At 64.5% G+C, this 290-nt stretch carries 1 protein-coding gene; it reads left to right on the top strand.

Annotated features, from left to right (window positions below):
* The coding region (locus EN853_RS33620) for an EAL domain-containing protein (protein ID WP_135861385.1) at nt 1-290 on the top strand (290 nt) is incomplete at both ends.

Genomic DNA, 290 nt, shown 5'->3' with positions numbered 1-290 from the left:
CGTCGATCCCGACGGCTCGGTCGACGCGCTGGAAGGATTGATCCGCTGGCGTCATCCCGTGCGCAGCCTGATATCCCCAGCGGAATTCATCCCGATCGCCGAGCGCTCGACGCTGATCGACATGGTCGGCGAGTGGGTCTTCAAGCGCGCCTGTGCCGATATCGGGCATTTCCCCGGACGGCGCATCTCGATCAACGTCTCCGGCGAGCAGCTCAAGCGCGACGAGATCGTGACGATGTGCGACCGGGTCTTGCGCGAGACCGGCAGATCGGCCTCGCAGTTCATCATCG

The organism is Mesorhizobium sp. M1C.F.Ca.ET.210.01.1.1 (assembly GCF_004791585.1).
Classification (GTDB): Bacteria; Pseudomonadota; Alphaproteobacteria; order Rhizobiales; family Rhizobiaceae; genus Mesorhizobium.
The sequence above is the reverse complement of the archived record's forward strand: the minus strand, read 5'-3'. Positions and strand labels throughout refer to the sequence as shown.